Origin of the sequence: Stenotrophomonas sp. SAU14A_NAIMI4_5 (assembly GCF_003086795.1) — a bacterium.
GTDB lineage: Bacteria > Pseudomonadota > Gammaproteobacteria > Xanthomonadales > Xanthomonadaceae > Stenotrophomonas.
In genome coordinates, this window is record NZ_CP026003.1 from 1,652,891 (window position 1) to 1,679,533 (window position 26,643).

Consider the following 26,643-nt stretch of genomic DNA (forward strand, 5'->3'; position numbering starts at 1 on the left):
CATCGCCAACTCGCATCGAGGCTACCGAAAAATGACCCACCCACTCCGGATGTCCAAGCTTACCCTTGGTCTCGTGGCTGCACTCGCCGCCGCCCCCGCCTTCGCCCAGAGCACCTCTGCCGGTGTCGGCGGCCAGGTGATCTCCCGCGCCGGCCAGCCCGTCGCCGGCGCTGAAGTCACCATCACCCACACCGAGTCGGGCACCGTTTCGCGTGCCACCACCGATGCGGCCGGTCGCTACAACGCCCGCGGCCTGCGCGTGGGTGGTCCGTACTCGATCACCATCACCAAGCCGGGTGAAGGCACCAAGACCGAAGATGGCGTCTACCTGGGCGTGAACCAGACCGGCACCATCAACGCCACCCTGGCCGGTGACCTGGCTGCTGCCACCAACCTGGACACCGTGCAGGTCACCGCCGTCGGCGGCGGCTCGGAAGTGTTCAGCGCCACCAAGATGGGCTCGGGCACCAACCTCAGCCAGCAGCAGATCGAAGTTGCGCCGTCCATCGGCGGCAACATCCAGGATCTGATGCGCCTTGACCCGCGCGTGACCTTCATCGACCGCGCTTCGGGCTCGATCTCGGCCGGTGGCCAGAACCCGCGCTTCAACTCGATCAACATCGACGGCGTCTCGGCCAGCGACACCTTCGGCCTGGAAGGCAACAACATGCCGACCCGCCGCCAGCCGGTCGCGATGGAAGCCATCGAAGCGCTGGACATCAACCTGTCCAACTACGACGTCAGCATCGCTGCCGCCGCCGGTGCCACCGTCAACGCGGTGACCAAGTCCGGTACCAATGAATTCCACGGTTCGGTGTACGGCACCTACCGTGACGGCGACTGGTTCGGTGACAATCCGGAAGGCCAGCCGTTCAAGGGCTTCACCAAGGAAAAGACCTACGGCATGACCCTGGGTGGTCCGCTGGTCAAGGACAAGCTGTTCTTCTTCGCCAACTATGAGAAGTTCGAGCAGGCCGCTCCGGGCGCCGACATCTCCGGCACCGCGCTGGGCAAGGCCAATGCCAACTTCACCATGGCTGACGTCACCCGTGCGCAGCAGATTGCCAAGGACGTCTACGGCTTCGATGCCGGCGGCACCGAAAGCAACGGCGACACGACCCTGGAAGAGTACGCGCTGAAGCTGGACTGGAACATCAGCGAGAACCATCGCGCCAACATCCGTTACAGCAAGCTTGAGCAGGACAAGCTGCGCATCAACGGCATGAACTCGACCTCGACCGCATCGCTGAGCTCGTACTGGTACCAGCACGCCAAGACCAACGAGAGCTACGTCGCCCAGCTGTTCAGTGACTGGAGCGACAACTTCTCGACCGAGCTGAAGGCTTCGTACCGCGAGTACTCGGCCATCCGCGAAGTGTCGACCGACGCGCCGAGCATCCGCATCTATTTCCCGCGCAACGCGACCACCCCGCAGGGTGACTCGCTGTACCTGGGTACCGAAGCCAACTCGCAGGACAACATCCTGCAGACCAAGGCGTGGAACTACTACGCTGCGGCTACCTGGACCCTGGGCGACCACGACGTCAAGTTCGGTGCTTCGTACGACACCAACGACATCTACAACTACTTCGGCGCCAACACCTGGGGCACCTACACCTTCTACGGCCTGGACAATTTCCAGAACGGCATCTGGCAGACCTACGTCTACAACAAGGAAAACCAGCCGGGCTCGATCGCTGCTGACTACAAGTTCAGCAACCTGGCCCTGTTCGTGCAGGACACCTGGTACGTCAACAGCAACCTGACCCTGACCATGGGCGTGCGTGCCGACCGTCCGGACACCAGCCCGGCGCCGGCCTTCAACCAGGGCGCGCTCAACGCGTTCGGTTACGACAACAGCAAGGTCTTCGGTGGTGATTTCCTGATCCAGCCGCGCCTGGGCTTCAACTACACCTTCGACAGCGATCGTCCGACCCAGCTGCGCGGCGGCGTGGGCCTGTTCCAGGGTGATGCCCCGCAGGTGTGGCTGAGCAACAGCTACTCCACCACCGGCTTCAACTACACCGGCTACAACATCACCCGTTACAACGGCATGCCGTTCAGCCCGGACAAGGACAACCAGCCGGTTCCGACCACTCCGGGCCAGGCGCGCCAGAGCGTCAGCTTCGTCGGCAAGGACTTCAAGCTGCCGTCGATCTACAAGGCCAACATCGCCCTGGATCACGAGCTGCCGTGGTACGGCATCGTGGCATCGGCTGAGCTGCTGGTCACCAAGGTCAAGGACGGCCTGTACTACCAGCACCTGAACCTCGGCACGGGCCGCCAGGTCGGCGCTGATGGTCGCGTCAACTACTACAACCCGGCTGCCGTCAACCGTCAGTGGGCCACCGGTGACGTCCGCTTCGGTGCCAACGGTGCGTTCGACGCGGTCTACCTGATCGACAACACCCACAAGGGCCAGACCTCGCAGGCGACCTTCTCGCTGGCCAAGCCGTTCTCGGCTGACAGCGACTGGTCCTGGAACCTGGGCTACACCTACACCGACGCAAAGGAAGTGGGTTCGCTGACCAGCTCCACCGCCGGTTCGGGCTGGGGCTACCAGTACGCCTTCGACGCCAATGCTGACCAGCTGAACACCTCGCGTTACCAGATCCGTGACCGCCTGTCTGGTTCGCTGAACTGGAAGCACAAGTTCTTCGGCGATTACGAAACCAAGGTCGGTCTGGTGTACGAAGGCCGTAGCGGTCGTCCGTTCAGCTACATCTACGCGAACGACGCCAATGGCGACGGCCGCTCGGGCAACGACCTGTTCTACGTGCCGCAGCGTGGCGAAGTGCTGTTTGGCGCGCTGGGCCAGAACGGCGGCTTCACGCCGGATGCCGCGATGGAGAAGAACTTCTACGATTGGCTGGCTGCCAACCCGCAGCTGGAGAAGTACCAGGGCAGCGTCGCTCCGGCCAACGGCTTCCGTACCGGCTGGATCAACACCTTCGACATCCGTATCAGCCAGCAGCTGCCGGGCTTCATGAAGGGCCACAAGTCGGAAGTGTGGGTCGACATCCAGAACGTCGGCAACATGCTGAACAAGAAGTGGGGCAACATCTACGACTACGGCTTCTTCGCCAACAGCCGTGTTGCAACCCTGCAGGGCATCTACGACGGCAAGTACGTGTACAACTTCACTGGTGCTGACAAGACCAGCGTCGCCAACCAAGATGCCGACGGCTTCGACGCCGGTGTCTCGCAGTGGTCGCTGCAGGTCGGCTTCCGCTACCAGTTCTGATGAACTGACGTAGTTGCTGCACACGGAACGGCCGGGGAAACCCGGCCGTTTTCCGTTCAGGCGAAAGTCCTTGCGGGCGTGCGGGCGGGGGCGTAGCATCCCTTCTCGTGCGCGGCGCACTACGCCGCCTGGCGGTCCCGGAACGGCGAACGCGGGCAGCACATATCCAACGGTCGGGTTTCCCGGCCGTTTTGCTTTTTAAGGGGGCGGCAGTACAGTCGGAAACCTTGAAGGAAGCGAAAAGTTGGATATGACGACGAACGAAAAGGCAGCCCGCGCGCTGCCGGTGCAGGATGCGCGGATCTACCCGCGCGGTGGGCTGGATGTGCTGTCGCGGGCCGAGGTCGCGCGCCTGCGCGATGCCTCCGGTGGCGGCATGCACGAGCTGCTGCGCCGCTGCGCGCTGGCGGTGCTGACCAGCGGCAGTGCCTCGGACGATCCGCGCGCGGCGCGTGATCTCTACCCTGATTTCGACATCCAGGTGGCGCAGCAGGATCGCGGCGTGCGCATCGACCTGGTCAACGCCCCGGCGATGGCCTTCGTCGACGGCGAGATCATCCGCGGCGTGGCCGAACTGCTGTTCGCGGTGGTCCGCGACCTGGCCTACATGGCCATCGAGATGGGCCCGGCCTACGCGGCCGAGCTGGAATCCTCGGAAGGCATCACCAACGCGGTGTTCGGCCTGCTGCGCAACGCGCGCATCCTGAACCCGGGCGACCCGAACCTGGTGGTCTGCTGGGGCGGCCACTCGATCGGCCGCGACGAGTACCTGTACACCAAGCAGGTTGGCTACGAGCTGGGCCTGCGCGGCCTGGACATCTGCACCGGCTGCGGCCCGGGCGCGATGAAGGGCCCGATGAAGGGCGCCACGATCGCCCATGCCAAGCAGCGCAAGACGGCCACCCGCTACATCGGCCTGACCGAGCCGGGCATCATCGCCGCCGAGTCGCCGAATCCGATCGTCAACCACCTGGTCATCATGCCGGACATCGAGAAGCGCCTTGAGGCCTTCGTCCGCATCGGCCACGGCATCATCGTGTTCGCCGGCGGCGTCGGCACGGCCGAGGAGATCCTGTACCTGCTCGGCATCCTGCTGCGCGAGGAGAACAAGGACCTGCCGTTCCCGCTGATCCTGACCGGCCCGACCGTGGCCGCGCCGTACTTCGAGCAGATCGACCGCTTCATCCGCCTGACCCTGGGTGATGCCGCGGCCGAGCGCTACGAGATCATCATCGGTGACCCGGTGGCGGTGGCCCGCAAGATGGCCAGCGGCATCAAGCAGGTGCGCGAGCACCGCCTGGCGCAGAAGGATTCGTTCTTCTTCAACTGGTCCATCGAGATCCCGTGGGAGTACCAGCAGCCGTTCGTGCCGACCCACGAGGCGATGGCCGCGCTGGACCTGCACCACGGACGTGCACCGCATGCGCTGGCGGCCGACCTGCGCCGGGCGTTCTCCGGTATCGTGGCCGGCAACGTGAAGGAAGACGGCATGCGCCGCATCGAGGAGTTCGGGCCGTTCCAGATCCACGGCGACGCCGACATGATGCAGGCCCTGGACGCGCTGCTGCGCGCCTTCGTCGAGCAGCGCCGGATGAAGATCTCCGGCGAATACCAGCCCTGCTACCAGGTGCTGGCCTGACCGGCCGGGGCGGCCTGCCGGGCCGCCCGGGGTCGGATCCCCGAAGGGGCTCCGACCCCATCCAGGGGCCGCCAGCAGGGCAGGGCGTGTCAACGCTTTGACGCCCGTCGCCCCGTTCTGACCGTTCATCCTGCCGCCGCTTGCCGGCGGCACCCGGGTGCGCCATCGTGGCCACCAACACGCTGGGGAGCGTTCCATGTCACTGCGCCGGTCCAAGGGCTTCACGCTGGTCGAGCTGATGATCACGATTGCCGTGCTGGCAATCCTGACCGCGATTGCCTATCCCAGTTTCCAGAGCACCATCCGTTCCAATCGGATGGCCACGACGGCCAATGAGCTGATTGCTGCGCTGTCGCTGGCCCGTTCCGAGGCGATCCGCGGTACCCGCGGCGGCGCGGTGTGCGCGTCCAAGGACGGCACTGCCTGTGACGGCGCCAGCTGGGCGGACGGCTGGATGGTCTGGAATGACACCAACGGTAATGGCGCCTACGACAAGGATGAGCCCGTGCTGCGCTATGCCGAAGCGCGCCCGCAGATGAAGGGCGCATCGGGCGAGGCACTCAGCATCGCCTTCGACCCGCGCGGCCGCAGCCGTGCTGCCGCCGTCAGCAACATCACCCTGCGCCCGGCCGACTGCGGCGGTCAGCCGTTGCAGCGGCGGATGATCGTCTCGCTTACCGGACAGGTCCGGCTGCAGAAGGAAGCATGCAAGTGAAGCCCAGACCGTTCCGTCGATTCCCGATGCGTCCCCGCACCCAGCAGGGCTTCACCCTGATCGAAGTGCTGATCGCGATCCTGGTGCTTGGCTTCGGCCTGCTTGGCTTCGCCCTGCTGCAGACAATGAACGTGCGCTACGTGCAGAGTGCGAACTTCCGTACACAGGCGACCAACCTGAGCTACGAACTGCTCGACCAGATCCGTGCCAACCGGGTGGGGGCTGCCTTCTACCTGGGCGACTACACCGCGACCACCAGCAACTGCTCGCCGCCGACCGGCAAGGACATCGCCAAGGACACTTACATGACCGACTGGCGCTGCCGCATGGGCAAGTCGCTGGGCGAGGGGGCCAAGGCGAAGGTCAGCCGCGCCGGGACCCTGTACACCGTGCAGGTGACCTGGGGCGACGACCGCTGGAAGGCCGACGCCGCCGATACCACCTTCAGTGCGAGTACCCGACTGTGAATGACGCCTACCGCTTTCGTGGCGCTGCCCGCGGCCTGTCGCTGATCGAGTTGATGATCTCGATGGTGATCGGCCTGATCATCATGCTGGCTGTCGTGCAGGTGTTTGCCGCATCGCGCGAGGCCTACCGCCTTTCCGAAGGCCTCGCGCGGGTGCAGGAAAACAGCCGCTTCGCCATGGACACCCTGCAGCGCGAGATCCGCATGGTCGGGCACTTCGGTTGCGTGAACGACCAGGCGCACACCTCGCCGACGCGGATTTCCCTGCGTTCGACGCTGGATGGCACCAATCCGGTGCTTGACTTCAACCGGTCTATCCAGGGTTACGAGGCCAACGGCACCGAGCCGGGCAAGACGCTTACGATCGCAGCAACGCCGTCGACCGGCGGCACGGACTACACGCCGGCGCTGCCAGATGCCATTGCCAAGGCGCTGACCAACCGGGTCAATGGCAGTGACATCATCGCGCTGCGCTACCTGATGCCCGACGGCGTGCCGGTCACCTCAATGGGCGGCGACGCTTCCAAGCCGGTCTTCAATTTCGATGCCTCGCGTCTGTCGGTGCTGCGCAGTGGCATGACCAACCCAGGTCTGTATGGCGTGGCGGACTGCTCGTCGGCCACCGTGTTCCAGGCCAGTGCGGTCAATACCGGCACCGCAAGCATCACCTTCAACACGGGCAAGCTCAACGCTTCGCGAACTTTCGTCCAAGGCTACACGGTAGGCCAGGCCAACCTCTACCGGGCAGAAAGTGCCGTCTACTACGTCGGTTACGACGCAGACACGAAGCAGAGCTCTCTGTATCGCGTGCGCTTCAGTGCCACGCCCGGCGGTGATCTTGCTGCCGGCGCTCCCGAGCCGCTGGTCGAGGGTGTGGACAACCTGCAGCTGCTGTATGGCCAGGATCGCAACCTGGACACCATTTCGCCGTCAGGCTATGTCGATCGCCAGGGAACCGCCAAGGCCGTCCAGGAATCGTTGCCCAGTGATGTCCAGCTGGCATGGCGTCGTGTCGGCGCGGTGCAGATCGGTCTGTTGATGTCCAGCCCGGACCCTGCATCGGCGCGCCAAGGGGACGGCGCGGCTGCCCTGATCGGCATGGGCGTGACCTATACCACACCTACCGACAGGCGCATGCGTGCGGTCTACCAGACCACCGTCGCGCTGCGTAACCGCCTTTACGGCAATTGAGGTCAAGATGCGTACGCCACGATCCCAACCCGCCTTCCCGCAACGCCAGCGTGGTGCGGTGCTCTATGTGGCGCTGATCATGCTGATCCTGCTTGCGCTGATCGGCATTGCCGGCATGCAGGTCACCAGCATGCAGGAGCGCATGGCGTCCAACTACCTGCGCACGAATCTGGCGTTTCAGAACGCGGAATCGAGCGCGCGCTCGACCGAAGCGACCATTGAAACCGCACTGGACAGCGGCGCCAACGTGTACAGGGCGAACCAGGAGGAGTGCAGCCCGACCTACGATCCGCTGACGTGGGCCAACGGGATCACCAAGACGTCATCCCAGTACACCCGGCGCATCGACAAATGCTTCGCCGCCTCCAGCCGACGTATCGGCGAAAAGGCCAACGAAGAAACCGGAAACATCTACCAGGTCACGGCGCTTGCCAGTGACCAGGCCACCGACGCAACTGCCAGCGCTGTCATCGACACGGTCTTCATCCCATGAACAACGACCAACGCTTTCTTCGCCTGCGCCCCTCCACCTGGCTCCGTGCCGGTGCGGGCCTGGCCGTACTTGCCGGCCTGGCCGCGCTGATCATCCCGCTGCATGCGGCCCTCGGCGACTACGACATCGCCCAAGAGCCGCTGTACACCAAGCAGAGCCAGCCGCCGCTGATGATGATGGTGATGTCGCGCGACGAGCAGCTGTTCAACAAGGCGTACAGCGATTACAGCGATCTGAACGACGATGGGATCCTCGACACCACCTACCTTGATACGTTCGAGTACGGCGGGTACTTCGATTCCAATCTCTGCTACGCGTACTCTGGTGGCGTGTTCAAGGCATCCGCTGCTGCGGGCGGTACCAACAAGCACAGCTGCAGCTCCGCATGGTCGGGCAATTTCCTGAACTGGATCACCATGAGCCGGCTGGACGTGATGCGCAGCGTTCTCTACGGCGGCCAGCGCTCTACTGACGATCTGGACAAGACCGTAATCGAACGCGCGCAGATTCCGAGCGATCTGCACGCCTGGGTCAAGGTCTACAGTGGTGCCGACATCGGCAGCTTCGCGCCGTTGACGGGCACGCAGTCCTTCTGCAACTCCACCATTGCCTCCAACGGTGCGCCGCTCATGCGTGTTGCGTCCGGCAACTGGTCGGAGTGGGCCTCGACGGCGTCTTACCAGTGCGGCGTCAATCGCTCTGGTGATGGTGGCGCGGATACCCCGAGAACCACGAGCGACTATACGGTCCGTGCTGAAGTCTGCGCATCCACCAGTGCCGCCCTGCGCGAGGGCTATTGCCGCAAGTACAACGATGGTGCGACCGACCGCTATAAGCCGGCCGGCGTGCTGCAGACCTATGGTGAGAGTGGTCGCCTGCGTTTCGGCCTCATCAGCGGCACCTATTCCAGCCCCCGTGACGGTGGCGTGCTGCGCCGTAACATCGGCAAGATCGCCGGCAACGGCACGGCTTTCTGCGCCGCCGGTGATGAAATCAATCTGTCCAATGGCCGTTTCTGCAATACGCTGACCAGCGGCACCGAAGGCATCATCAATACGATCTCCAATTTCCGCATCGATCAATGGAACTGGAGCAGCAACTGGAACGACTGCAACAACTACGGCATCCTCAATCGCGCCGGCACCGACAAGGCGCGCATCCTGGATAACCCGGGCAGCGGCTCGCAGAAGTGCAGTGCCTGGGGTAACCCGCTTGCCGAAATGTATGCCGAGGCGCTGCGTTACATCGGCAACTCGACCAAGACCACCAGCTACAACAGTGGAACCGACCTGAGCGGCCTGCCCACCGGCCTCGCGTGGAAGGATCCCTATGCGCTGCCGGCCAATGGCGGCAACTCCTACTGCGCGACCTGCAACATCCTGGTGCTGTCGTCCGGCCTGCCGTCCTTCGACGGCGACAACATCGGCACGCTGCCGCAGCAGATCGATGCTGCTGCGCAGACCAATGCCATCGGCACTGGCGACGGCATTTCCGGCAAATCGTGGATGGTCGGGCGTGATACCGCCACCGCCACCGACGCCAATAACACCCACGAAGACATCTGTCAGGGCCGAACCATCAATGGTCTGAGTACGGCACGTGGTATCTGCCCCGATATTCCAAGCATGGAAGGCAGCTACCTTATGGCAGGCATGGCGAAGGGCGCAGCTGCGACCGACCTTCGCCCTGGCGTACAAGGCAAGCCTTCCAGTTACAAAGTCACGGCCACCACCTATACCGTCGCCATGGCGGAGACCCTGCCGCAGTTCGAAATCGCGGTAGGCAACAGCAAGATCGGCCTGGCGCCTCTGTGTCAGGCAAACAACAGCGGCAGCGCGACGCAGGCCTCCAGTGGCTGGCGCAGCTGCTTCCTGGGTTCGGTTGGCATCGGTACCAAGACCGCCAACAGCACCGGTAGCAATCTGGTGTACGGGCGGCCCTACCGTGCCGATGGCAAGTCGGGTAGTTTCTCGCTGGTCTGGGAAGACTCGCTGTGGGGCAATGACCACGACAACGACGTCGTTGCCATGCTGAGCTACTGCGTGGGTTCCACCTGCACGGACAGCACCGGCATCAACAACATCTGCTGGCGTGCAGATACCAGCAAGAGCGTGAGCGCCGCAAACAATGCCGCGATCTGTAACACCAATGGCCTGATCAGCACCCCCGCCGAGGACGAGGTCCTGATCCGCATCGAGAACCTGTCGGCCTACGCCGGCAACGCGATGCTGACCGGCTACACGATCACCGGTTCCAATGCCGCGACCACGGTTCAGCGCCTTGCGCTGCGTCCGGGTGATTCCAACAACTCGGTGCTGACCAACACCAACAACTTCCCCAACAATTGGCAGAAGCCGGTCGTCATCAAATACAAGGCATCCACCGGTGCCGCTGGCCAGCTCGAAAGCCCGCTCTGGTACGCCGCCAAGTATGGTGTTCCGGCCGGTGGCAAGGCTTGGGACAGCAAGAAAAAGGGTGTGCCGGACAACTACTTCCTGGCCCGCAACCCGACCAAACTGAAGCAGGCGCTGGAAGAGATCTTCGACAGCGCGGCCCAGGGCGATGCCCCCGTCGGTGGCGATGGCTCGGGCGCACGCATCAGCACCGGCTCGTTCACTGTCGCTTCTCACTTCCGCGTGCCGTCGGGCAGTAACGACTGGACCGGTGATGTCATCGCGACACGGGTTACCAGTACTGGCACTGACGGTACCGAACTGTGGAAGGCATCGAACAAGATTGCCTCGTCCACCAGACGCATCTACATGGCCACGGCGCCCACCAGCACGGACACCAATGGCACCGTGACTGCGGCAAAGGTGGCTGAGTTCACTTCCGGCAACATGCCGGGCGCCGACAGCAATGCCAAGGTCGCCACGATGGGCCTGGTCACGCGCCCGGACTGGTACACCGGAAAGACGTCCGAGAATCTGGTCAGCTACCTGCGCGGCTCTGCGATCAGCGGCTTCCGGTCGCGCACGTCGCCGCTGGGTGACATCGTGAACTCCACTACCGAGGTCGTCTCCAAGCGAGATGACTACGGTTACTCGGTATGGGCCAGCAATGCCACCGAGTGGAAGAAGACCCTCGGCGCGGCCTATGTCACGTTCCTGGAAAACAAGAGTGCTACGAGTGGCCCGCCGACCATGGTCTACGTGGGTGCCAACGACGGCATGCTGCATGGCTTCAACGCGTCCGACACCACGGCCGCAGGCAACGAGGAGCTGGCATTCATCCCGTCCACGGCGCTGCAGCACATCGCCGAGCTGGCCAATCCGAAATATGGCCATCGCTATTACGTGGATGGTCCGTTGACCTCGTCCGACATCTATGACGGCAGCAAGTGGCGCACCGTGCTGGTGGGGACCACCGGTGGTGGCGGATCTTCGGTTGCGCCGTACAGCGGCAGGGCCAGCAATGGCTCGGTGTTCGGCCTGGACATCGGTAGCCCGACCACCTTCGGTGCCAGCAACGTGCTCTGGGAAGTTTCGGGTAAAACCGAGTCAGACCTCGGTTTCGTACTGGGCAAGCCGGTAGTGGTGCCGGCCACGGGCACTACGGCAGGCGGGCAGCCGCGCTTCGTGGCGCTGTTCGGCAACGGCGTCAATTCGACCAGCGGCAAGCCGGTCCTGTTTGTGGTCGATGTGGCCACGGGCAAGGTGTTGCGCCGCATCTCACCCAGCGGTGCCGGTTACGCCGTTCGCAATGGCCTGATCAACCTGGCGCCGGTCGCGCTGAAGAATAACGACGGCATTACCGACACGGTGTACGGCGGCGACATGCAGGGCAACCTCTGGAAGTTCGACCTGTCCGACACCAACATCAACAACTGGGGGGTCGCGCTGGATGGCGCGCCGCTGTTCACCGCGGTGCGTGACAACAAGGTGCAGCCGATCATGAGCGGCATCGAGGTGACCAGCGGGCCGTCGGGTGGCGTCAGCATCTACTTTGGTACCGGCCAGTACTTTGCTGCCGATGACAATGCGGTCAGCAGTTCCTCGCCAGTGCAGAGCCTGTATGGCATCTGGGACAATCTGAAGACCGCTGTCAGCGGGCGCAGCGTGCTGCAGGGGCAGAGCGTCACGACCACCACTGCGAGCGCAGGTTACTCAGGGCGCGCAGTGACTCGCAACGAGTTCGTCTATGGTGATGTTCGAGGTTGGTACGTCGATCTGGTCGTAGGCAGCACACTTGACGGCGAGCGTTTCGTTGGCAATCCCAACATCCAGAACGGCTCGGTCTTCTTCACAACCTATGTGCCTGGTACTGCCATTTGCGGCAGTGGTGGCGGCGTCAACTGGCTGTATGGCCTGAACCTGTTGACTGGTGGTGGCGCCATGAGCGGCCTCAGTACCAGCATCAACGGATCACCGGTGTGTACCGGAAATTGCGGCGCGGTAGCTCTGAACAAGGGCGGTGCACCGGCGCAGGGGCCGCCGGTGAAGGACACCAGTATCTTCGTGCCCAAGCTGACGCCGTGCGATCCGACCAAGGCCACCTGCACCGTCCAGCAGCTGTTGGACGCCGAAGCATGCACCTTCGTGCTGCGCGCCCCTGGCGCAGATGCCATGTACATGCCGCGCCCCTGTGGTCGCCAGTCCTGGCGCCAGATCCGCTGATGAGGTTGCCGGAGAGCATCGTATGAAGATCAACTCGTTCTCGCGCACGGCGCGTGGTTTCACCCTCATCGAGCTGATGATCACGGTAGCGGTGGTGGCGATCCTTGCCGCCATCGCGATCCCGTCCTACAGCGAGTACGTGCTGCGTTCGCGCCGCGCCCAGGCCAAGGCCGATCTGGTTGAGATTGCCCAGCAGCTGGAGCGTTTCCACACCGTGCAGAACACCTATGCGGGGGCGACGCTGCCGTTCGAGCAGTCGCCGCGTGATGGCACGTCGCGCTACACGATTTCGTTGAGCGGGAAGGCCACTGCATCGGCCTTCACCCTGCAGGCGGTGCCGGCGACGGGGCAGGACAAGGACAAGTGCGGCACCCTGACTCTGGATCAGGCCGGGCGCAAGACGCCCACTGCGGCGAAAGTCGCCGGCTGCTGGTGAAGTGGGTGTTGCATCCCCTGCAATGACCGTCTAGAATGCGCCTCCCCGCCCGAATAGCTCAGCCGGTTAGAGCACTTGACTGTTAATCAGGGGGTCGTTGGTTCGAGTCCAACTTCGGGCGCCAGATTCGAAAAAGCCGCGAGAAATCGCGGCTTTTTTCGTTGTTGCTCTGCCGCCGCCTCAGCAGTCGGCGGGTGATCGGGGGCGCTCGCTGCGTACCCGGCCGGTCACGTTGATGACCACACGGCTGTGCTCGCGCCCGTCCACGCACAGCACGAGGGACTGGTTGGTGCCTGCATTGCGTCCGTCCGGCAGGAACTGCACATGAGGGCGGTGCTGGCTGGATTGGACCTTGATGCCGCCCGGTTGCCGGTCGCGCACATGCACGACCTTGCCCGGTGCTGCTCCCCACGGTGAGTCTTCCGTACGCACCAGCCAGCCGTGGCTCCATTCCTGGCTGCAGGACATGCCGTCGAGCGAGCCACAGACGGTGACCCGCCTGCGCTGGGTCACCGCCGTAGAGCGCGCCAGCACCAGGCTGCCGGTGAGCTCGGCGCGCAGGGTGTCCGCGCGCAGGCGTGCCACCAGGCGCTGCCAGGGACCCCATGCGAGCGTGAGCAGGACGGCCAGCAGCATGACGACCAGCAGGAGTTCCGTCAGATGGAACCCCGGCGCGGGGTGGGGCGGGTGAGTCAGGGAAGGGCGGCGCGTCATTGCTTCAGACTGAACGTCGGCCTGCCATGCCCACCATCGGCCCAGCGCGCAATGCGGGGCCGGGCGTTTCCTCAACAGGCCGTCACCAAACCGGCCGCTATAATCATCATTCCCGGGACCTGGCAATACCATGAGCGACAGTTTTCAACTCGTCTCGCCGTATTCACCGGCGGGCGACCAGCCCAACGCGATCGCGAAGCTGACCGATAATTTTGAAGCGGGCATCGCCAAGCAGACGCTGCTGGGCGTGACCGGTTCGGGCAAGACCTACACCATCGCGAACGTCATCCAGAACGTGCAGAAGCCGACGCTGATCATGGCGCCGAACAAGACGCTGGCCGCGCAGCTGTATGGTGAATTCAAGGCGTTCTTCCCGCACAACGCGGTGGAGTACTTCGTCAGCTACTACGATTACTACCAGCCCGAAGCCTACGTGCCGTCGTCGGACACCTTCATCGAGAAGGACAGTTCGATCAACGAGCACATCGAGCAGATGCGTTTGGCGGCGACCAAGACGCTGCTGTCGCGCCCGGATGCGATCGTGGTGGCCACGGTGTCGGCCATCTACGGCCTGGGCGCGCCGGAAGACTACCTGTCGCTGCGCCTGATCCTGTCCAAGGGCGAGCGCATCGAGCAGCGCGACCTGATCAACCACCTGACCCAGCTGCAGTACACGCGCAACGAGTACGAGCTGCAGCGCGGTACGTTCCGCGTGCGTGGCGAGGTGATCGACGTGTTCCCGGCCGAATCGGACAGCGAGGCCCTGCGCATCGAGCTATTCGATGGCGAGGTCGAGAAGATCACCATGTTCGATCCGCTCACCGGCGAGACGATCCGTAACATGCAGCGCTTCACCGTCTACCCGAAGACCCACTACGCGACCACGCGCGAGCGCGTGCTGGCCGCCGTGGAGACCATCAAGGTGGAGCTGAAGGAGCGCCTGGAGCAGCTGTACGCGGAAAACAAGCTGGTCGAGGCGCAGCGCCTGGCCCAGCGCACCCAGTTCGACATCGAGATGATGGCCGAGGTTGGTTTCTGCAACGGCATCGAGAACTACTCGCGGCACCTGACCGGCAAGAGTGCGGGCGAGCCGCCACCGACCCTGTTCGACTACCTGCCGCCGGACGCGCTGCTGGTCATCGACGAATCGCACGTGACCATTCCGCAGATCGGCGCGATGTTCAAGGGCGATCGTTCGCGCAAGGAAACCCTGGTCGAGTTCGGCTTCCGCCTGCCGTCGGCGCTGGACAACCGGCCGCTGCGCTTTGAGGAATGGGAAGCGCGCTGCCCGCGCGCGATCTACGTGTCCGCCACGCCGGGTCCGTATGAGTACCGCGAGACCGGTGATGACATCACCGAGCTGGTGGTGCGCCCGACCGGCCTGATCGATCCGGTGGTGGAAATCCGCCCGGTCGGCACCCAGGTCGACGACCTGATGAGCGAGGCCAACGAACGCATCAAGGCCGGTGACCGCGTGCTGGTCACCACGCTGACCAAGCGCATGGCCGAGAACCTCACCGAGTACCTGACTGAACATGGCATCCGCGTGCGCTATCTGCATTCGGACGTGGACACGGTGGAGCGCGTGGAGATCATCCGCGACCTGCGCCTGGGCAAGTTCGACGTATTGGTGGGCATCAACCTGCTGCGCGAAGGCCTGGACATGCCGGAGGTCTCGCTGGTGGCGATCCTGGATGCGGACAAGGAAGGTTTCCTGCGTTCGACCGGTTCACTGATCCAGACCATCGGCCGCGCTGCGCGAAACGTGCGCGGCAAGGCCATCCTGTATGCGGACAAGATCACCCGCTCGATGCAGGCGGCGATCGACGAGACCGACCGCCGCCGCGCCAAGCAGGTCGAGTACAACGAGGAGCACGGTATCGTGCCGCGTTCGGTGGCCCGGCCGATCGTGGACGTGCTGGAAGGCGCGCGCTCGGATGCTGCGGAGAAGGAGTCCCGCAAGGGCAAAGGCAAGGGCAGGGCGGTGGCCGAGGATGCGGCCGATTACCGGTCGATGTCGCCGGCCCAGCTGGCCACCCGGCTCAAGGCGCTGGAGCAGCAGATGTACCAGCACGCCAAGGATCTGGAGTTCGAAGATGCCGCCCGCGTGCGTGACCAGATCCGGCAGCTGAAGGAGGCCAGCCTCGGCTGAACACGGTAGCGCGGCAATCTTCACAAAAGTGTTGCGCTTACCTGTCGGCATCCGTAATATACGCGGCCTGCACCGACGCAATCGCGGAGATGCAGAAGCAAAACGGGCGGTTAGCTCAGCGGTAGAGCACTACCTTGACATGGTAGGGGTCACAGGTTCGAACCCTGTACCGCCCACCACGAAGTCCCTTCCAGAGGGGCTGTCGTGACCTGAAAAGCCCGGCCCTGGCGCCGGGTTTTTACGTAGCAAGGCCAGCCTTCGGGCGGCACGAACAAGATGGGCGGTTAGCTCAGCGGTAGAGCACTACCTTGACATGGTAGGGGTCACAGGTTCGAACCCTGTACCGCCCACCACCTGGCTCCCGGCATTGCCGGTGCAGCGGTGGAAACAGGAAAGCCGGCCCGGTGGGTCGGCTTTTTTGTTGCCCGGCTTCCGCCCTCAGAACTGGATCATGCTGCACATCCGCACCGGTCGCTCGCTGCGCACCAGGCCCTTGTCCGTGCGGCACTGCTGCACGCGCGCCTCGGCCCTGCTGCGGCACTCAGGGCACAGCGCGGCCAGCGCGCTGTCCTTGCCCTGCGCCGCTGTGCAGACGCGCTGCGCGTGATCGGCGCGGGCCTCGATGGCGCGCGCCGGGGAAACGGCCTCGCCCATGGCATTGACGAAGCGGTAGTCCGCGAACGGCTGCGGCAGCGCGCATTCCTGCCGGGCATTTTCCACATACGCCGCCTCCAGCTGGCGGCGCAGCTGCGCGCCCTGGCGATCGCAGTCGGCGACCAGCGCGCGCGATGCGGCAGGCGTCAGCTGTGGGTTCACGTAGACCGGGCGGGTGCGGATCTCGCTGCCGAACGGGCAGCAGGCGGCAAGCAGCACGACGGCAAGCAGCAACAGTACATGGGCAACGGTCCGGGTCTTCATGGCGCATCCTTTCGACAGGGCACCATGCTGTCACCGGGCGTGACGGCGAGGATGAATCGCCGCTGGCGATCAGTGCGCGGCAGATGCGCCCACACTGAAGCGGTGACGCAGCTGCCAGTGGCCCTCGACCTGGTGCACCACGCCCAGGGCATGCGTCTTCCCGCCTGCGCCGCGCTCCCAGCGCAGCATGCTGTCCTGACGCAGGCGCAGCTGCAGGCAGAGATCGTCGGGGCTGGCCGGGGTGAGCCTGGCAGGAAGCGCCTGGCCCGCATCCGGGCCGCCGCTGCCGACGCTGGACAGGACCGCGTGCAACAGCAGCAGGGCAAGCATCGGCATGGCGCGGTGCTCCGGAGAAGGGAGTCCAGCGTGTCACCGGCGCTGGCGGATCGATACCGGCATGCGACGAAGCGGGGAAATGTGCGTGCCAAGGGCTCGCTGCGGGGATGAATCCGTGCGCTGGCGGGCTGATCCGCGCGCCAGCAGCGCCGCTCAGGCCGCGGCGTAGACCTGGCGGAGGTTTCGCAGCGTCGACTGGCGGTGCGCCGTGGCGCAGGGCTCGTCCATCTCCAGTTCCTGCAGCCGCAGGCCGACCAGGGTCATCGACAGCGCATAGCCGCGGGCCGCATCGGCAACACGCGACAGGCCCAGTGCGCGGCGGACCAGCGCGTCGATGTGGGCCTGGTCCGGCATCAGGCCGAGGTAGGCCTGCTCTGCACTGTCCAGGTCGGGCGCGCGCAGGATGGCCTGCGCATCGGTGGGGAAGGAGACGGAGGCCATGGGGGTGTCCTTGTCCGTTGCAGGGGGCGCGATCAGAACGCGCGCATCAGGGAAATGAAGGCGGAGTTCTGCGCGCCGCGGCGGGCCATCGGGCTGTCTTTCACCGCATCGCCGAACCACTGGCTGGCGACCACGCCGGTGGCGCGCCACTTCGTGCCCAGCGGTGTGCTGACCGCGATCTGCAGGCCCGGCGAAGTGGCGCTGCCCGGCGAATAGGCGGCCAGGCCCGAGCGCAGGGCTTCCTCGTCGCTGATGCCGTAGTAGTAGTCGAGCAGGCGTGCACTGCTGTGCACCACGCCCACGCGCGGCACCCAGATGAAGCGCCCGGCCTGGATGGGATAGCTGTAATACAGGCTGGATTCGAGGCCGCCACCGTGGCCGCTGACCTCGCGCTTGACGCTGGCCGACAGGGCACCCCAGTCGGCGCTGTACTCGGCGCTGACGCCGGCCATGGCCGACATCTGCCGGCTGTCCAGGCGGCGCAGCTGCGCATCGTTCACGTCATCGGTCTTGAAGCGCAGCGTGTAGGGCGTGACCACCGCGGAAACGCGCAGGCCCTGTTCCTTGTACAGGTACATGCCCAGCGAGCCGGGGCTGGCATAGAAGCGCTTGCCCTGCCATGCCAGCGCCGGCACCACCAGCGGCTTGTCATCGTAGTGCGCGTACGCACCGGTGGTCGCGCCGAAGGTGATGCCGGCCTGCACGCCCGGTGCCTGTTCCTGGGCGCTTGCCAGCAGCGGCGTGGAGAGAACGACGGTGCACAGCAGGGGGCGCAGCAGGGCAGGGGGCAACGGGAGCATCGAGGGGCACTTTGCAGGGAACCGCGTTGCATCCTGACCGCGCAACATTGTCGGAACATTGCGCCACGGCAATGTCCGTGCAAAGGCCTCATTGGTGCCCGGCAGGCACTATCATCGGCAGCGTTTCCGGTAGCCGAGCCCACGATGCGCATCCTCCTGGTGGAAGACGATCCCGATCTCTCGCGGGCCCTGCAGTCGGGCCTCGAACGGCAGGGCGTGGTCGCCGACGTGGTCGGCAGCCTGGCCGAGGCGGCGCTGGCCCTGCGAGAACCCGTGCACCAGCTGCTGCTGCTCGACCGCCAGCTGCCCGATGGCGATGGCGCCGGTTTCGTTGCCACCGCGCGTGCGCTGCGGCCGAACATCGCGGTGATCATGCTGACCGCCAAGGGCACGTTGTCGGACAAGGTGGAGGGGCTCGATGTCGGCGCCGACGACTACCTGGTCAAGCCCGTGGCGATCGAAGAACTGATGGCGCGCATCCGCGCGGTCTCGCGTCGGCCGTCGGCGATGGTCACGCCGAGCCTGCGGCTGGGCAACTTCGAGTTCGATTTCGAATCGCTGCAGGCGCAGGTGGATGGCCAGCTGCTGACCCTGCCGCGGCGCCAGGTGCTGGTGCTGCAGGCGCTGGCCATGCGCCAGGGGCGCACAGTCACCCGCAGCGCATTGGAGGCGGCGGTGTACGGCTTCGACGATGAGATCCAGTCCAACGCACTGGATGCGCACATCTCCAAGCTGCGCAAGGCGCTGCAGCAGGCGGGCGCGGGCGTGGAGATCCACGTCATCCGCGGCGTCGGCTACCTGCTGGCGGAGGCCTGAGATGGCCAGGCAGATCCGTTCGATCACCCTCGGCCTGGCCTGGCGCCTGTTCCTGGCGCAGGCGTTCACCGTGCTGTTCGCGGTGGTGGCGCTGATCCTGACCTGGGGTGACAAGGAGTCCTGGAACATGGACATGTTCACCGCAGAGGACGTCGCCAAGGCCGTGCACAGCCAGGGAGCGCACCTGGTGCTGGACGAGCCGCGCTGGCAGGCGTTGAACGCGCGCGCCGGCGGCAACCTGTGGTTCGTCGCCGTCGATGACCGCGGCATCTGGCTGGAGCGCGGTAAGGTGCCCGCGCTGCACGCGCCGCTGCTGGCGCGGCTGCCGGCATTGGGCGCCACCGAAGTCGGATCGCTGGTGCCGCCCTATCTGGACGTGGCGCGGGTAATGGTGCGCATCGAGGATGGACGTCGCATCACGGTGATGGCCGGTGGCGCGCCCAAGGGCGGGCTGGTCGATGGCGCGCTAATGGTGCTGCGGCTGATCGGTTTCTGGTTCTTCCTGCCGCTGATCGTGGTGACCCTGCTGGTGATGCCCACCGTCATCCATCGTGCGATGCGCGGGGTGCGCCGGCTGGCGCAGCAGGCCAAGGAGCTGGACATCGGCCAGCCCGGTGCCCGGTTGGACGAACAGCTCGTCTCCACTGAAGTCGCGCCCCTGGTGAGTGCCTTCAACGATGCCATCGACAAGGTGCAGCAGGGCTACGCCGCGCGCGACAAGTTCCTGGCCGATGCCGCGCACGAACTGCGCGTGCCGATCGCGGTGGTGCAGGCACGGCTGTCGCAGCTTCCGCAGGGTGAACTGAAGTCGCAGCTGCTGACCGACGTGGCGCGGCTGGGCAACGTGGCCGAGCACCTGCTCGACCTGCAGCGTCTGGACCGCAACGTCAGCACGCTGCAGCGGGTCGATCTGGCCCACGTGGTGCGTGAATCGGCGGCCGAGCTGGCGCCGCTGGTGGTCGGCGCGGGGTATGGCTTCGAAGTGGATGCGCCAGAAGCACCGGTCTGGATCCAGGGCGATGGCCTGGCGCTGGGCCGGGTGATGGCCAACCTGGTGCACAACGGCATCGTCCACGGTGGCGGTCGCGGCACCATCTGCGTGCGCCTGGATGCGGAGGGACTGTTGGAGATCAGCGATCAGGGGGCGGGCGTGCCGGTGGGTGACCGCGAGGCGATCTTCGAACCCTTCCATCGCCTGCGTGCCGCCGGCAGTGGCAGCGGCCTGGGGCTGCATCTGGTCAAGGAGATCGTGCAGCACCACGGTGGCACCGTCAGCGTGGCCGAAGCCGTCGGTGGTGGCGCCAGCTTCCGGGTCAACTTCCAGCGCGCCGGCCTGCGCCGCTGAGCCTGCCCACAGCGGCGCGCGGGTTTGCCTGATAGGCAGCCCGGCCGCCGCGGGGCGACGCTGCGCCCATGCGCACCGTTGCCGTGGTTGCCCGCCTGCTGGGCCCTGCCTGTGCCGCCGGCCTGGTGCTGGGGGCGCTGGCGTGCGTGCTGCTGCCGGCATTGCCGCCGCGCTGGCTGTGCATCGGCCTGACGCTGCTGGCCCTGCCGGGGTGGGCGTGGCGGTGGCGCGGACGTGCGGTGGCCGCCGCCGTATTCGGCCTGGCCTGGGCCGGCTGCCACGGGCACATGGCCCTGCAGCAGCAGGTGCCGGCGGCGGCGACGGCACAGGATGTGCGGGTACGTGGGCGCATCGCTGACCTGCCGGTACGGCGCGATGACCACAGCCGTTTCCTGTTCGATGTGGCCGAGGCAGAAGGGTGGCCGGCGCTGCAGGGGAGGCGCCTGCAGGTCAGCTGGCATGCACCGCGGCGTTCCGCGGATCCCGATGCCCTGCGTGGCACGCTGCACGCCGGTGCCCATTGGGAGTTGTCGCTGCGCGTGCGGCCGCCGCGCTCACGGATCAATCCGGGGGGCTTCGATGCGGAACGCCATGCGCTGCTGCAGGGCCTGGCCGGCAGCGCCAGCGTGCGCGATCCCGGAGGCGCCCGACAGCTGCGCACCGCCCACGGCCTGGCCGCGTGGCGCGAGCGTTGCAGTACCGCCATCGCTGCGCAGGTCGGCAGGCCGTCCGCGCGATTCGTCCAGGCGCTGGCGGTGGGCGATACGCGGGGCCTGACCGATACCGACTGGGAGCAGCTGCGTGCGCTGGGCCTGACCCACCTGATCGCCATTTCCGGCTTCCACGTCGGGCTGGTCGCGGGTTTTGCGGCGCTGCTGTGCGCGGCTCTTTGGTGGCTTTGCCCTGCATTGGCACGCGCCTGGCCGCGTCCGCAGGCCGCCGCGTGCACCGCGGCGTTGGCGGCCGCCTTCTACACGCTGCTGGCGGGCAGCGAACTGCCCACCGTGCGCACCGCGATGATGGTCGCCGCGGTGGCACTGGCGCGGGCCAGCCGGCGGCCACTGGGCACGGCGCCGGCATTGTCCCTGGCGGCCGCGCTGCTGCTGCTGCCGGCCCCGCTGTCGGTGCTGTCGGCAGGCTTCTGGCTCAGTTTCGGTGGCGTGCTGTGGCTGCTGTGGTGCCTGCCGCAGCGGCCGCCGTCCGGCATCGGCGGCGTGCTGCGCGCGGCGCTGGCCGGGCAGGGCGTGGCCAGCGTGGCACTGCTGCCGCTGGCGGTGGTGCTGTTCGGCGGGACGTCGTGGCTGGGGCCGTTGATCAACCTGCCGGTGATTCCCTGGTGGAGCCTGCTGGTGGTGCCGCTGGCTCTGCTCGGTACCGGCCTGCAGGCGCTGCACGACGGGGCGGGGATGTGGCCCTGGCGCGCGGCGGCATGGGTGTTCGATCTCAGCTGGGGGCTGCTGCAGCCCCTGGCGCAGCACCCGCAGGCGATGTGGTGGCTGCCGCAGGCGCCGGGCTGGGCGCTGCCGGCGGCCCTTGCCGGGGTGTTCTGGTGGCTGCTGCCGCGCGGGGCAGGCGGCGGCCTGGCGGGCGTGCTGCTGTGCCTGCCGCTGCTGTGGCCCGCCGCACCGGGGCCGCGCCACGGCGAGCTGGAAGTGCTGGTGCACGATGTGGGGCAGGGTGCGGCGGTGCTGCTGCGCACCGCCACCCATGCGCTCTGGTACGACGCCGGGCCGCCGGCCGGGGAGGGCCGGGAACGTGTGCTGCTGCCGGCCGTGCGCGCGCTGGGGCAGGCACCGCCAGCGCACCTGCTGCTCAGCCACGACCATCTCGACCATGCGGGCGCGCTGCCGGCCCTGCGCCGGACGCTGCCAGGGCTGCAGGTGCTGGCCCCGCCGGGCAGCCAGGTCGAGGGCGCCCGGCCCTGCATGAAAGGCCTGCGCTGGCAGTGGGACGGGGTGGACTTCCAGGTGCTGCATCCGCCGGCCGATGGCAGCGAACGTGACAACGAGGCCAGCTGCGTGCTGCGGGTGGCCGGTGCCCACGGCGTCGTGCTGCTGCCCGGCGACATCGGCACCCGGGCCGAACAGCAGCTGCTGCAGGCGCAGGCGGCGGCCATGCGCGCCGACGTGGTGCTGGTGCCGCACCATGGCAGTGGCGGCAGCTCGACGGCGGCCTGGGTGGCGGCCGTGTCGCCCCGGCTGGCGCTGGTCTCGGCCGGCCACCAGAACCGCTTCGGCCACCCGAAACGTGACGTAGTCCTGCGCTGGCGGGCCGTGGGCGCCGAGGTGCTGGCCACGGCCGACGCCGGCGCGATCCGCGTATGGCTTGGCGCACAAGGGCTGCAGGTGCGTGAACAGCGTATCCACGCGGCCCGGTGGTGGGATGCCGCTGGGCGGGCGCGGTCGGCTGCTATCCTATCGCCGATCGAACAAGCGGCCGTTGGGCCGGAGGGTTGAAACGTGTGGGAACTGGTCAAGGCCGGTGGCTGGCCGATGGTGCCGCTGCTGCTGTTGGGCGTACTGGCTTTGGCGATCGTCCTGGAGCGTTTCTGGTCCCTGCGGCGCAATGAGGTGCTGCCGCCTGGCCTCGGCCAGGAAGTGCGCAACTGGGCTGCCCGCGGCAAGCTCGACCCGGCCCACCTGCAGACCCTGCGGGCGAACTCGCCGCTGGGCGCACTGCTGGCCGCGGCGCTGGAAGCCCGCAACCGCCCGCGCGACCAGATCCGCGAGCGCATCGAGGACACCGGCCGCCACCTGGTCCACCGCATGGAGCGTTTCCTCAACGCGCTGGGCACCATCGCCTCGGCCGGCCCGCTGCTGGGCCTGCTCGGCACGGTCATCGGCATGATCCAGATGTTCCTGGGCATCCTCGACCACGGCGTCGGTGATGTGAACCAGCTGGCCGGTGGCATCGGCAAGGCGCTGGTGTGCACCGCCACCGGCATGATCGTGGCCATCCCGGCGCTGATGTTCCATCGCTTCTTCAAGGGCCGCATCCACGGCTACGTGGTGGAGATGGAACAGGAAGCCAGCGCCCTGCTGGACACGCTGGACGGCCGCCCGGGCGTGATGAACGGCGCACCGGCGCCGCGTGCCGCCGCACCTGCCACGGCCAAGGCCTGATCGATGCGCATCGGCAACGACCGATCCCAGGATGAGCCGCATATCGATCTGGTTCCGCTGATCGACGTCATCCTGGTCCTGATCATCTTCTTCGTGGTCACCACCACGTTCGATGCGCGCTCGACGCTGCAGGTGCAGCTGCCGACCGCCAGCGACCAGCAGACCAACGAGCCGCCGCGTTCGCTCAGCGTGCTGATCAACGCCGACGGCCGCTACTTCGTCAACGACCAGGAAGTGCTGCGCACCGACGTCGAGTCGGTCAAGCAGATCATTGCTGCGGTGGCCGGTACCGACCGCGAGCAGACCGTGCTGCTGCGTGCCGACGCGCGCACTCCCTACCAGGCCGTGGTCACCGCGCAGGATGCGCTGGGCCAGCTCGGCTTCCGCCGTATCGCAATCGCAACAGCGCCAGAGGTGCGTCCATGAGTTCCAATCACGCGCCGGTGTGGCCGATCTACAAACGCCTGCTCGGCTATACCCGGGCCTACTGGGTGTTCATGGTGGCCGCCGTCATCGCGATGGTGGTCGAGGCCCTGGCCGGCTACCACTTCACCAAGCTGATGGAACCGCTGGTCAACCGCGGCTTCGTCAACCCCGAGCCGCGCATGGCGGTGATCCTGCCGCTGACCATCCTTGGCCTGTTCCTGATGCGCAGCCTGGCCACCTGGGTCAGCGACTACACGCTGGCCAAGACCGGCCGCAGCGTGGTCCGCGACCTGCGTGAGCAGATCCTGGAAAAGTACCTGCACCTGCCGTCCTCGCACTTCGATACCGAAGCGACGCCGGTGATGGTCAGCCGCCTGAACTTCGATACCGAGCAGGTCACCCAGGCCAGCGCCGACGCGCTGAAGACCGTGGTGGCCGACACCCTGACCATCATCGCCATGCTGGTGGTGATGCTGCAGATGAGCGTCAAGGTGACCCTGGCCATGCTGCTGGTGGTGCCGCTGATCGGTGCCATCGTCTCCTACGTGGGCAAGCGCTACCGGCGCATCAGCCGCGGCATCCAGGACGGCATGGGTACCATGGCGCAGACCGCCGAGCAGTCGCTGGCCGCGCAGCAGGAAGTGAAGGTGCACGGCACCCAGCAGCACGAGATCAGCCGCTATTCGCGCCTGGCCAACCGCATGCTGGCGCTGAACATGAAAGTCGAAGTGACCCGCGCTGCAGCGTCGAGCGTGGTCCAGTTCCTGGCCGCGCTGGCGCTGGCGGTCATCGTCTGGGTGTCCACCCGCGAAGCGCTGGCCGGCAAGCTCAACGCTGGCCAGTTCATGGGCCTGATGACCTCGATGATGGCCATCATTCCCTCGCTGCGCCGCCTGACCAGCGTGCAGACCTCGATCTCGCGCGGCGTGGCCGCCGCCGAGCGCCTGTTCGGCATCATCGACATGCCGGTCGAGCGCGACGCAGGGCGCACGCCGCTGCAGCGCGCCCGCGGCGAACTGGCCTTCGAGCACGTCATGCTGCGCTACCGCGCCGACAGCGGCATCGCCCTGGATGACATCAGCTTCGTCGCCAGGCCCGGCACGGTCACCGCCATCGTCGGTCGTTCCGGCAGCGGCAAGACCAGCCTGATCCGCCTGGTGCCGCGCTTCTACGAGCCCAGCGGTGGCCTCATCACCCTCGATGGCGTGGCCCTGGATGACTATCCGCTGGCCGACCTGCGCCGTCAGGTGGCCATCGTCGGGCAGAAGGTCATGCTGTTCGACGACACCATCGCCGCCAACATCGCCTATGGCATGGACGCGACCGACGAACAGATCCGTGCCGCGGCCGAAGCCGCCAACGCCTGGGAGTTCATCGCGCGCATGCCGCAGCAGCTGCAGACCCCGGTGGGCGAGAACGGCGCGCTGCTGTCCGGCGGCCAGCGCCAGCGCCTGGCGATCGCCCGCGCGATCCTGCGCGACGCGCCGATCCTGATCCTGGACGAAGCCACTGCCGCGCTGGACAACGAATCCGAACGCCTGGTGCAGGACGCACTGCAGCGCCTGATGCCCGAGCGCACCACCCTGGTGATCGCGCACCGCCTGTCCACCATCGAGCACGCCGACCAGGTGCTGGTGATGGACCATGGCCGCATCGTCGAGCGTGGCACCCACAAGGAGCTGCTGGAAATGGGTGGCCTGTACCAGCACCTGCACAGCATGCAGTTCCGCGAAAGGCAGGACTGATGGCAGGCAAGGGTACCCAGACCCCGCCGTACTGGTACGACGGCAGCCCGGTTCCATTTGCGATGCGGCTGCTGGCGCCGGTCTATGCCGGCGTGGCCGCGCTGCGTCGGCGGCTGTACCGCAAGGGCTGGTTCAAGCGCCACGCGCTGCCGGTGCCGGTCATCGTGGTCGGCAACATCACCGCCGGTGGCACCGGCAAGACGCCGCTGACCATCGCCCTGGTCGAGCGCCTGCGCGCGGCCGGCTGGAAGCCGGGCGTGGCCAGCCGTGGTTATGGTCGCGAAGAAGCAGACAAGGCGCGCTGGGTCGAGGCCGACACGTCGACCGCGCTGGGCGGTGACGAACCGGTGCTGATCGCGTGGAAGACCGGCGTGCCGGTGCGCGTGGACAGCGATCGCGTGGCGGCCGGCAAGGCGCTGATCGCGGCCGGCTGCGATGTCATCGTCTGCGATGACGGCCTGCAGCACTACCGGCTGCAGCGCGACATCGAAATCGAGGTCATCGACGCGCAGCGCCGCTACGGCAATGGCCGGATGATTCCCGCCGGGCCGTTGCGCGAGCCGGTCAGCCGTGCCGACGAATGTGATTTCCGCGTGGTCAATCTCGGCCAGGCCGATGAGGCCACCGCCGCGCAGGCCTGCGGTTTTGGCCAGTGGCCGATGGCGCTGCACATCGACAGCGCGCAGCCCTTGCCGGGTGGGCGTCCGCGCCCGTTGGCGTATTTCGCGGGCCAGCGCGTGCATGCCGTGGCCGGCATCGCCAACCCGCAGCGCTTCTTCGACATGCTGCGTGCGCGCGGCATCGGCGTGGTGCCACATGCCTTCGCCGACCACCAGGTCTACCAGCCGCAGGACCTGTCCTTCGGCAGCCAGCTGCCGGTGCTGATGACCGAGAAGGATGCGGTGAAGTGCCGCGCCTTCGGCAACGACTGGCATTACGCGGTGCCGCTGCGCGCCGAACTGCCGGCTGCGTTCTGGGTGGCGCTGACCGACCGCCTGGACAAGCTGCGCCCGAACTGAGCGGCCGCG

Annotated in this window: 21 protein-coding genes and 3 tRNA genes; 19 read left to right on the forward strand and 5 right to left on the reverse strand. The window is 66.4% G+C overall.

The genetic code is table 11. The annotated features are described in order from the left end of the window. The first annotated feature begins 49 nt into the window (after nt 1-49). From C1925_RS07825 to C1925_RS07865, 9 genes are all read left to right on the forward strand, one after another. Complete coding sequence (locus C1925_RS07825; RefSeq protein WP_108768395.1) at nt 50-3,244, forward strand: carboxypeptidase regulatory-like domain-containing protein; 3,195 nt, start codon at nt 50-52, stop codon at nt 3,242-3,244. Between the two features lie 250 nt (nt 3,245-3,494). Continuing rightward, the gene (gene ppnN, locus C1925_RS07830; RefSeq protein ID WP_108768396.1) at nt 3,495-4,883 is read left to right on the forward strand and encodes a nucleotide 5'-monophosphate nucleosidase PpnN; all 1,389 of its coding nucleotides are present in this window, start codon (nt 3,495-3,497) and stop codon (nt 4,881-4,883) included. Nucleotides 4,884-5,079: 196 nt separating this feature from the next. Further along, on the forward strand, nt 5,080-5,598 hold the full coding sequence (locus C1925_RS07835) for a Tfp pilus assembly protein FimT/FimU (RefSeq protein ID WP_108768397.1): 519 nt from the start codon (nt 5,080-5,082) through the stop codon (nt 5,596-5,598). Between the two features lie 26 nt (nt 5,599-5,624). Then, a complete protein-coding gene (gene pilV, locus C1925_RS07840) occupies nt 5,625-6,065 on the forward strand; it encodes a type IV pilus modification protein PilV (RefSeq protein ID WP_108768398.1) in 441 nt (146 codons plus the stop codon). Further along, on the forward strand, nt 6,062-7,255 hold the full coding sequence (locus C1925_RS07845; RefSeq protein ID WP_108768399.1) for a PilW family protein: 1,194 nt from the start codon (nt 6,062-6,064) through the stop codon (nt 7,253-7,255). The genes pilV and C1925_RS07845 overlap by 4 nt, the downstream gene beginning before the upstream one ends. 7 nt (nt 7,256-7,262) lie before the next feature. Further along, on the forward strand, nt 7,263-7,748 hold the full coding sequence (locus tag C1925_RS07850; protein WP_108768400.1) for a PilX N-terminal domain-containing pilus assembly protein: 486 nt from the start codon (nt 7,263-7,265) through the stop codon (nt 7,746-7,748). After that, nucleotides 7,745-12,364, forward strand: a complete 4,620-nt coding sequence (locus C1925_RS07855) for a PilC/PilY family type IV pilus protein (RefSeq protein ID WP_108768401.1) — start codon at nt 7,745-7,747, stop codon at nt 12,362-12,364. The genes C1925_RS07850 and C1925_RS07855 overlap by 4 nt, the downstream gene beginning before the upstream one ends. Nucleotides 12,365-12,386: 22 nt before the next feature. Continuing rightward, nucleotides 12,387-12,800, forward strand: coding sequence for a type IV pilin protein (locus C1925_RS07860; protein ID WP_108768402.1), 414 nt, complete (start codon nt 12,387-12,389; stop codon nt 12,798-12,800). Nucleotides 12,801-12,847: 47 nt separating this feature from the next. Beyond that, a tRNA-Asn gene (locus C1925_RS07865) sits at nt 12,848-12,924 on the forward strand. A 56-nt stretch (nt 12,925-12,980) separates the two neighbouring features. Here the strand turns inward: C1925_RS07865 and C1925_RS07870 are convergent. Next, nucleotides 12,981-13,436, reverse strand: a complete 456-nt coding sequence (locus C1925_RS07870; protein ID WP_254051407.1) for a GspH/FimT family pseudopilin — start codon at nt 13,434-13,436, stop codon at nt 12,981-12,983. 208 nt (nt 13,437-13,644) lie between these two features. On the opposite strand from C1925_RS07870, the gene uvrB reads away from it, so the two are divergent. The 3 genes from uvrB (at nt 13,645) to C1925_RS07885 (ending at nt 16,019) form a co-directional block, all read left to right on the forward strand. Then, complete coding sequence (gene uvrB / locus C1925_RS07875) at nt 13,645-15,666, forward strand: excinuclease ABC subunit UvrB (protein WP_108768404.1); 2,022 nt, start codon at nt 13,645-13,647, stop codon at nt 15,664-15,666. Nucleotides 15,667-15,770: 104 nt separating this feature from the next. After that, a tRNA-Val gene (locus C1925_RS07880) sits at nt 15,771-15,845 on the forward strand. A 99-nt stretch (nt 15,846-15,944) separates the two neighbouring features. After that, a tRNA-Val gene (locus C1925_RS07885) sits at nt 15,945-16,019 on the forward strand. An 85-nt stretch (nt 16,020-16,104) separates the two neighbouring features. On the opposite strand, the gene C1925_RS07890 is transcribed toward C1925_RS07885, so the two are convergent. From C1925_RS07890 to C1925_RS07905, 4 genes are all read right to left on the reverse strand, one after another. Next, nucleotides 16,105-16,584: a hypothetical protein gene (locus C1925_RS07890; protein WP_108768405.1), complete on the reverse strand. Its 480-nt coding sequence runs from the start codon at nt 16,582-16,584 to the stop codon at nt 16,105-16,107. A gap of 69 nt (nt 16,585-16,653) precedes the next feature. Next, complete coding sequence (locus C1925_RS07895) at nt 16,654-16,920, reverse strand: hypothetical protein (protein ID WP_108768406.1); 267 nt, start codon at nt 16,918-16,920, stop codon at nt 16,654-16,656. Nucleotides 16,921-17,073: 153 nt separating this feature from the next. Next, nucleotides 17,074-17,361, reverse strand: a complete 288-nt coding sequence (locus C1925_RS07900) for a hypothetical protein (RefSeq protein ID WP_108768407.1) — start codon at nt 17,359-17,361, stop codon at nt 17,074-17,076. Between the two features lie 32 nt (nt 17,362-17,393). Beyond that, nucleotides 17,394-18,161, reverse strand: a complete 768-nt coding sequence (locus tag C1925_RS07905; RefSeq protein ID WP_108768408.1) for a MipA/OmpV family protein — start codon at nt 18,159-18,161, stop codon at nt 17,394-17,396. A 144-nt stretch (nt 18,162-18,305) separates the two neighbouring features. Here C1925_RS07905 and C1925_RS07910 point away from each other — a divergent pair, with 144 nt between their 5' ends. The 7 genes from C1925_RS07910 (at nt 18,306) to lpxK (ending at nt 26,634) form a co-directional block, all read left to right on the forward strand. Then, nucleotides 18,306-18,977 (forward strand): response regulator transcription factor, encoded by a 672-nt coding sequence (locus C1925_RS07910; RefSeq protein WP_108768409.1) that lies wholly within the window; start codon nt 18,306-18,308, stop codon nt 18,975-18,977. Nucleotide 18,978: 1 nt separating this feature from the next. Continuing rightward, nucleotides 18,979-20,322, forward strand: coding sequence for a HAMP domain-containing sensor histidine kinase (locus C1925_RS07915; RefSeq protein ID WP_108768410.1), 1,344 nt, complete (start codon nt 18,979-18,981; stop codon nt 20,320-20,322). Nucleotides 20,323-20,390: 68 nt separating this feature from the next. Beyond that, on the forward strand, nt 20,391-22,778 hold the full coding sequence (locus C1925_RS07920; protein ID WP_108768411.1) for a DNA internalization-related competence protein ComEC/Rec2: 2,388 nt from the start codon (nt 20,391-20,393) through the stop codon (nt 22,776-22,778). Nucleotides 22,779-22,781: 3 nt separating this feature from the next. After that, the gene (locus C1925_RS07925) at nt 22,782-23,444 is read left to right on the forward strand and encodes a MotA/TolQ/ExbB proton channel family protein (protein WP_108768412.1); all 663 of its coding nucleotides are present in this window, start codon (nt 22,782-22,784) and stop codon (nt 23,442-23,444) included. Nucleotides 23,445-23,447: 3 nt separating this feature from the next. After that, entirely contained in the window at nt 23,448-23,870 is a 423-nt protein-coding gene (locus C1925_RS07930) for a biopolymer transporter ExbD (protein WP_108768413.1), read from the forward strand. Continuing rightward, on the forward strand, nt 23,867-25,615 hold the full coding sequence (gene msbA / locus C1925_RS07935; RefSeq protein WP_108768414.1) for a lipid A export permease/ATP-binding protein MsbA: 1,749 nt from the start codon (nt 23,867-23,869) through the stop codon (nt 25,613-25,615). The genes C1925_RS07930 and msbA overlap by 4 nt, the downstream gene beginning before the upstream one ends. Beyond that, nucleotides 25,615-26,634: a tetraacyldisaccharide 4'-kinase gene (gene lpxK, locus C1925_RS07940; protein ID WP_108768415.1), complete on the forward strand. Its 1,020-nt coding sequence runs from the start codon at nt 25,615-25,617 to the stop codon at nt 26,632-26,634. The genes msbA and lpxK overlap by 1 nt, the downstream gene beginning before the upstream one ends. Nucleotides 26,635-26,643: the final 9 nt, after the last annotated feature.